Consider the following 8,103-nt stretch of genomic DNA (forward strand, 5'->3'; position numbering starts at 1 on the left):
TCGGCGGCATCGCTGTCGTCACCAATGGCGTGGCCGCAGGGTTCCCGCAATCGGTCACCACGCCGTTGGGCAGCACGCTGACCATCACCGGTTTCAACGCCACCACCGGCGTGGTCAGCTACAGCTACACCCTGGCCGATAACGAAGCGCATCCAAACGCCAACGGTGCGAACAATCTGCCTGAGCAGTTCGCCGTTACCGTGGTCGATGACAACGGCACCACCGCCAATGCCACCCTCGACGTCAATATCGTCGATGACCTGCCAAAAGCCGTGGATGACAGCAACACCGGCACCGCCTCGGAAACCTTGCTGACCCTGACCGGCAACGTTCTGACCAACGATGTGCAAGGCGCCGACCGCGTTCCCACCGGACCGGTCACCCCGGGCACGTTCACCGGTACTTACGGCACCTTGGTGCTCAATGCCAACGGCACTTACACCTATACCCTCAACACCAACGACGCCGACTTCAAAAACCTGCACGGCGGCGGCAACGGCACGGAAACCTTCGCCTACACCATCACCGATTCCGACGGTGATACCAGTACCGCGAACCTGGTGCTGAACATCCATAACAATGACGATCAGGTCTACCTCAATGGCCTTGACGTCAACGGCGGCGAACTGACGGTTTACGAGAAAAACCTCAGCGACGGCACCAGCCCCAACATTCCGGCGCTGACCCAGAGCGGCACCTTCACCGTCACCGCCCTCGACGGTCTGCAAACCCTGACCGTGGGCGGCATCAACGTGGTCACCGGCGGCGTGGCCGCAGGCTTCCCGCAATCGATCGTCACGCCGCTCGGCAGCACGTTGACCATTACCGGTTACAACCCCGCCACCGGCGTGGTCAGTTACAGCTACACCTTGGTCGACAACGAAACTCATCCAAACGCCAACGGCGCCAACAGCATCACCGAGAACTTCAACGTCGTCGCCACCGACACTGATGGCAGCACCGCCAACGGCCAGATCAACGTCAACATCGTCGATGATCTGCCGAGCGCCCATCCTGACGCCGCATCGGTGGCGGAGGGCGGCACGGTCAGCGGCAACGTGCTGAACAACGACATTGGTGGCGCCGACGGTCCGGCCGTAACCGGTGCAGTGGTCGGCGTGCGCGCCGGCGCCGACACCTCGACTTCGGCCATCGGCGGACTCAACAGCAACATCAACGGCACCTATGGCTATCTGACCCTGGACGCCAACGGCAACGCCGTCTACCACAGCAATCCCAACGTCGTGAACGGCCCGGGCGCAGTGGATGTGTTCACCTACACCGTGCGCGATTCCGACGGTGATGAAAGCACTACCACCATCACCATCGATGTCGCCAACAGCAAGCTGTGCGCGACCAGCGACACCGACGTCACCGTCTTCGAGAAAGCCCTCGACCTGACCAAGGACGGCGCGGATCTGGCGCCCGGTACAGTCACCGGCAGCGACCCGACCAGCTCCGGCGAAACCGCGTCTGGCACGTTGGTCGGTTCGGTCACCGGGGCAGTCGGTGCGATCAGTTACGCGCTGGTTGGCAGTGCCACCGGCAACTACGGGCAAATCGTCCTCAACCCCAACGGCACGTATACCTACACGCTGACCTCGCCGGCGACCACCACGCCACATGCCGACGACGGCGCCAACAGCCTGACCGAAACCTTTACCTATCAGGCCACCGATTCGCTCGGCAACATCGTCACCAGCACCATTGTCGTCAGCATCGTCGATGACGTGCCAAAAGCTGTGAACGACAGCAACGCCAACAGCGCTTCGGAAACGCAACTGAGCCTGACCGGCAATGTGCTGACCAACGATGTGCAAGGCGCCGATGTGGTGGCGACCGGACCGAATGCCGGGCCGATCACCGCCGGCACGTTCACCGGGACTTACGGCACGCTGGTGCTCAACGCCAACGGCACGTACACCTACACGCTGAACCCCAACGATGCCGACTTCAAAAACCTGCACGGCGGCGGCAACGGCACCGAGACGTTCACCTACACCCTGACCGATGCCGATGGCGACACCAGCACTGCCAACCTGGTGCTGAACATCCACAACAACGACGATCCGGTGGTGCTCAACGGCCTCGACGTCAATGGCGGCGAACTCACCGTCTACGAGAAAAACCTCAGCGACGGCAACAGCCCCGACACCCCGGCGCTGACCCAGAGCGGCACCTTCACCGTGACTGCGCTCGATGGTCTGCAAACCCTCACCGTCGGCGGCATCGCCGTGGTGACCAACGGTGTCGCTGCAGGCTTCCCGCAATCGGTGGTTTCGCCGCTGGGCAGCACCTTCACCGTTACCGGTTACAACCCGGCCACCGGTGTGGTCAGTTACAGCTACACCCTGGTCGACAACGAAGCCCACCCGACCGCCAACGGTGCCAACAGCCTCACCGAGAACTTCAACGTGGTGGCCACCGATACCGATGGCAGCACCGCCAACGGCCAGATCAACGTCAACATCATCGATGACCTGCCGACCGCCAAACCTGACACCGGCTCGGTGGCCGAGGGCGGCACGCTCAATGTCAGCGTGCTCGGCAATGACGTCAGTGGTGCCGATGGCGCGGCGACAGTGGTCGGCGTGCGCGCCGGCAGTAATACCGGCACTTCGGCCATTGGCGGCCTCAATAGCAACATCAATGGCAACTTCGGTTATCTGACCCTCGATGCGGCCGGCAACGCCGTCTATCACAGCAACCCGAACTCGGTGAGCCCACCGGGCGCCACTGACACTTTCACCTACACCATCCGTGACAGCGACGGCGATGAAAGCACCACGACCATCACCATCAACGTTGCCGACAGCAAGCTGGTAGCCTCGGTCGATCAGGACGTAACGGTCTATGAAAAAGCCCTCGACCTGAGCAAGGACGGCCAGGATCTGGCCGCCGGTACGGTCACCGGCAGCGATCCGACCAACACCGGTGAAACCGCGACCGGCACGCTGGTCGGCGCAGTTACCGGCGGTACGGGCGCGATCACTTACACGTTGGTCGGCAGCGCCACCGGCAGCTATGGGCAGATTCAGCTCAATGCCGACGGCACCTATACCTACACGCTGACTTCTGCACCGAAAACCACCCCGAACGCCAACGACGGGGCGAACACGCTGAGCGAAAGTTTCACCTACAAAGCCACCGATGCACTGGGCAACAGCACCACCAGCACCCTTGTGGTGAACATCGTTGATGACGTGCCAAAAGCCGTGGCCTCGGATCGTTCGGTGGCGGCAGTGGAGATCGATTCCAACCTGCTCATCGTTCTTGATATCTCCGGCAGTATGGCCGACGCCTCGGGTGTGCCGGGCCTGTCGCGGCTGGACCTGGCCAAGCAGGCGATCAGTGCCTTGCTCGACAAGTACGACGACCTTGGCGATGTCAAAGTCCAGCTCGTCACCTTCAGCAGCAACGCCACTGACAGAACGTCGGTATGGGTCGATGTGGCGACCGCGAAGACGATTCTCGCCAGCCTGTCGGCGGGTGGCGGCACCAACTACGACGCTGCGGTGGCGGTCATGCAAACCGCGTTCAACACCTCGGGCAAACTCACCGGGGCACAGAACGTCGGTTACTTCTTCTCGGACGGTAAACCCAACGAAGGCGACATCAACGCCGCTGACGAAGCCGCGCTGAAAAACTTCCTCGATGCCAACAACATCAAGAACTACGCGATCGGCCTCGGCAGCGGCGTGAGCAACGCCAACCTCGACCCGCTGGCGTATGACGGCATTAGCCACACCAACACCAATGCGGTGGTGGTCACCGACCTCAATCAACTCAACTCGGTGCTGTCGGGCACTGTGCAGGGCGCGCCGGTCACTGGTTCGTTGCTGGGCGAGGGCGGCACCTTCGGCGCCGATGGCGGCTTCATCAAATCCATCGTGGTCGACGGCACCACCTACACCTACGACCCGAAAGCCCTCAGCGGCCAAGGCTCGCTGACGCCAAGTGGCGGCATCAATCACGGCACCTTCAACACCGCCAACAACACGCTGAGCATCGCCACCAATAATGGCGGCACACTGCTGATCAACCTCGACAGCGGCGACTACACCTACACCTCGCAGAAAACCACGGCGGTGGTCATCACCGAAAACATCGGCTTCACCGTCAGTGACAACGACGGCGATCTCGCCAGCTCGACGCTGACCGTGAAAGTGATCCCCAACGCGCCGCCAGTGGCGGTGGACGACCACGTCATCACCAACGTGCTCTCGGGCAATATTGTCGTACCGGGCGAACTGCTGCTGGCCAATGACACCGATCCGAACGGCGATACGCTCAACGCTACGCCCACCAGTTTCAACACCGGCTGGATCTCGAAAGCGGCGGACTTCACCGGCACCGGGGCGATCAACTTCACCGGCACCAACGTCAACACCGCCGCCAACCAGAACCTGGCCAACGTGCGCAGTTCGTTCAGCGCCAACGCTGCGACCATGACTGCTGTGCTGGTGGTCAGTGGCTATCTCGGTGCGGTGACCAACAGCAACGCCAACGATGAAGATCGCATCACCGTCAACCTGCGCCAGGGCGAAACCCTCAACCTCGATCACAACCTGGCGGCCGGTCAAGTCAGCATGGAGTACTCGATCAACGGTGGCGCCTACATTGCGCTGGCGGATGGGCAAACCCTCACCGCGACGTCGGACGGGGTCTACCAGATCCACATCACCAACATCACCAACCCCACCGGCGGCGGTAACCCCAACGCGGCGGAAAACTACCAGCTGACCATGACCCTCAACTACGCCGGGGCTCACGACATCACCCCGGACTTCCACGGCAGCTACACCGCCAACGACAACCATGGCGGCAGCGACACCGCCAACGTCAGCATCAGCTATCAGGACGGCCACACCCTCACCGGCACCGCGGGGGATGACGTGCTGGTGGCCGGCAGCGGCGACAACATCATCAACGCCGGCGACGGCAACGATGTGCTCACCGCAGGCTCAGGCAACAACGAGTTGCACGGCGGCGCCGGTAACGACTTGCTCTATAGCGGCCCGGGCAACGATTTGCTCGACGGCGGTACTGGCAGCGACACCGCCAGCTACGCCCACGCCACGGCCGGGGTCACGGTCAACCTCGGCCTGCTCGGTGCGCAAAACACCCTGGGCGCCGGCACCGACACCCTGACCGGCATCGAAAATCTCGTCGGCTCGAACTTCAACGACACCCTCACCGGCGATAACAATAACAACGTCATCAACGGTGGCCTCGGCAACGACATCCTCAACGGTGGCGGTGGCGACGACCTGCTGATCGGCGGCATGGGCAACAACACCATGACCGGCGGCGCAGGGGCCGATACCTTCCAGTGGCTCAAGGGCAACAGCGGCCACGACCTGATCACCGACTTCACCCCCGGCACCGACAAGCTCGACCTGTCGCAACTGCTGCAAGGCGAGAACGGCACCACCGCCTCGCTGGATGACTACCTGCACTTCACCGTCACCGGCAGCGGCGCCTCGGTCCTTACCAGCATCGACGTCAGCGCCATGGCCGGCGCGACGCCGAACCAGACCATCGACCTGGCCGGTGTGAATCTCGCCAGCCATTACGGGGTGACGCCGGGGGCGGGCGGGGTGGTGGCTGGCGGGCATGACACGGCGACGATCATCAGCGGGATGTTGAATGATCATTCGTTGAAGGTGGATACGGTGTAAGCGACGCCTGAAACGACAAAACCCGCTGTCCCGTACAACCGGGACGGCGGGTTTGTTCTGCCTGACGTGATCGTTTCCACGCTCTGCGTGGGAATGCAGCCCGGGACGCTCGGCGTCCCTTCCAAAGCCGAACGCGGAGCGTCCGTTGAGGCATTCCCACGCAGGAGCGTGGGAACGATCATCGCGCGTGTCGCTACTGCGGCAACTCCAGATTATCCATCACCCGATTCACCGCCAGCTCGCCGAGCATGATCAGTTGCGCAATCCCCAACAGCGTCCTGCGCTGCGACGCGGGTATGAGGTGGGCGAAGTCATGGGCGATGGTTCTGGCTGAGGCGAGTGTTTCGCTGGCATCGGCCAGCAGTTCTTCATTTTTGAAGTCTGCGGTCACGGCGTACATCCGGCGGGTTTTGCGTGGTGGCGGCGTGGAGCCGGGTGGGCAGAGATAGTGGTCGAGGGCGCGCTCGGCGGCGTCGTTGAGCTTTTTTGAATCGAGGGATTCGTAGGGGGAGGCGAGATCGGTTTCGGGCGGGTTGGGTGTTGGTTTGATCATGGTGAAGCTCCTATAAGAGTGGAGCCGCCCAGAACTGTCGCTAAACAGGAAGGTGGCGGCTGTACGCAGGTTAGCGAACCGGTTATAGGCACCCGGCAGACCCGAGGGTCTCCCGCATACAGCCACCATAGCGAAGTTGCAGACATTGAATCTGCCACAAAGCATGGAGCGCTGATGCACCTATTACAGATTTGGGTCGCTAAACCCGATCGCTGACTCTTCAGCGACCGCACCACAATAGAACCCGACCCCAAGGCGCACAAGCCGGCGGATTCTGGCGTAGCTGTAGGCAATGGCGCAAGAATTTGTAGCCTGTAAGGCGTGTCTGAAGGTGTCTTTTAAACGCCGGAGTTTAAAAGGCGATTTGCGCTGACTTCAGTGGCCCCTTCGCGAGCAAGCTCGCACACATTTTCAATGCGTTTCCCTGTGGGAGCGAGCTTGCTCGCGAAAGGGTCATCCCGGTCAACAGAAAAACCTCGATCAACCCCGCTGTTTAAATCACTGGTTAAATAAATCCGTCCCCCTTTTTTCCTTTCTTGTTTAGTTGTTTAAACCTCTCTCATGCGCAAGTTAGTCAAGAAATAGTCATTACCAGACCCGGTAGCCAAAAGGCTCTGGAACTCGAAAGTCATCTGTTCGGACTGCGCAATAAAAGTGGATGAATAAGGTATCCATTGGGAGGCAGGTGGCGACATGAAGCTTATTATCACTCCATAGTTTGATCTGAACGAAAGCTGTGCAAGTGGTGGCTGATTTCCGTTGGATGCAAGACAGCTGAATTCATACGTGCTGCCACGGATCAAATTGGTATAGGTCTTTTTTAGTACAACGCCCGCAGAGTTGTTCGTATAGGTGCTGTTGGTCAGCGATGTGAGACCGAGAAAGTTGGCATAGCTCCAGTCTCTCTGGTCAACAATTACCGGACCATTTTCCCAGCCGTTTCTCTGGTGATTGGCAAAATTCGTCAGGTCATCAAGGCGCGGTGTCGCCCGAATGGAGTAAGTTCGAATCGGAAACTTGGTAGCGTCTTCCTGGTTGGGCTCACCCTTGAAGTTGACGCTGAATGTCATCGTTAATGTTGTGCCATTACTCAGAGCTTTCAGCCAGGCCAAGGGGATTTTTTTGCTGAAATCTGATGCCGGATCACTTGTTTCTTTCTCTGGGTCATAAAGTTTTACGGTCGCGCCACTTCTGCTTGTCCCTTCATAAAGCAACCACCGTACTTCTCGTGGAGTATGAGGCGAATTCGCAACTGTCGATTGATCAGTGCTTTGGAGTTGAGCGACGTCGAGTAAATTGCTTGTATTTCCGGCTATTACGGGAGTGGGCAATCGCGTGTCACCTGCGTCGATTTTTTCGACTTGTACCTCCATCGTTTGTGACTTGCCAGCTGGGCTGCCATCGCGATTCAGATCCCACAGAAACCTGACGACCGAGTTTTGATGATTTATCCAGAATGCTTGTGCAAGCGGCTCATTTACCTGGTTGTCGTCATTGAATTTTTTTAATTCGAACGGCGGTGCCCCGTCCACTGCATTCACATGAACCAACTGCGCCCTATCGTCAACCTGCGCTGGGAATTCAATCCGCATTGTCACGCCTTGTGGATATGCCAGCGGATGAATCGGACTGGCTGCTTCCACCAGAAATGGCGCGCGCAGCTCTTCCGTCACCGTCAACGTCCTCGCTGCCGACACGAGGCTCGGTTGCTCCAGATCTCTGGCCGTAAAGCTGTGTTTGGTTTTGCTGAGGTTTGCAACGGGCAGACTCCAGATGCCGGTTACTCCATCGGCAGTCTCTTTACCTTTGATAACCGCACCGTCGAGCACTTCCACGTCTCGCCCGGCTGCGGCAACGCCACTCAAGATG

2 protein-coding genes and 1 pseudogene are annotated in these 8,103 nt (G+C 59.8%); 1 reads left to right on the forward strand and 2 read right to left on the reverse strand.

Features of this window, described 5'->3' with window-relative positions:
• Positions 1-5,681, forward strand: a 5,681-nt coding sequence (locus ACM6JQ_RS13300) for an Ig-like domain-containing protein (protein ID WP_414893970.1), incomplete at its 5' end; no start/stop codon positions are given.
• A gap of 193 nt (positions 5,682-5,874) precedes the next feature.
• Here the strand turns inward: ACM6JQ_RS13300 and ACM6JQ_RS13305 are convergent.
• Both ACM6JQ_RS13305 and ACM6JQ_RS13310 read right to left on the reverse strand, forming a co-directional pair.
• Positions 5,875-6,234: a DUF6124 family protein gene (locus tag ACM6JQ_RS13305; protein WP_008083868.1), complete on the reverse strand. Its 360-nt coding sequence runs from the start codon at positions 6,232-6,234 to the stop codon at positions 5,875-5,877.
• 548 nt (positions 6,235-6,782) lie between these two features.
• Positions 6,783-8,103: pseudogene (locus tag ACM6JQ_RS13310) on the reverse strand (hypothetical protein); the annotation flags it as partial.

It is taken from the genome of Pseudomonas sp. IT-232MI5 (assembly GCF_949767845.1).
GTDB lineage: Bacteria > Pseudomonadota > Gammaproteobacteria > Pseudomonadales > Pseudomonadaceae > Aquipseudomonas.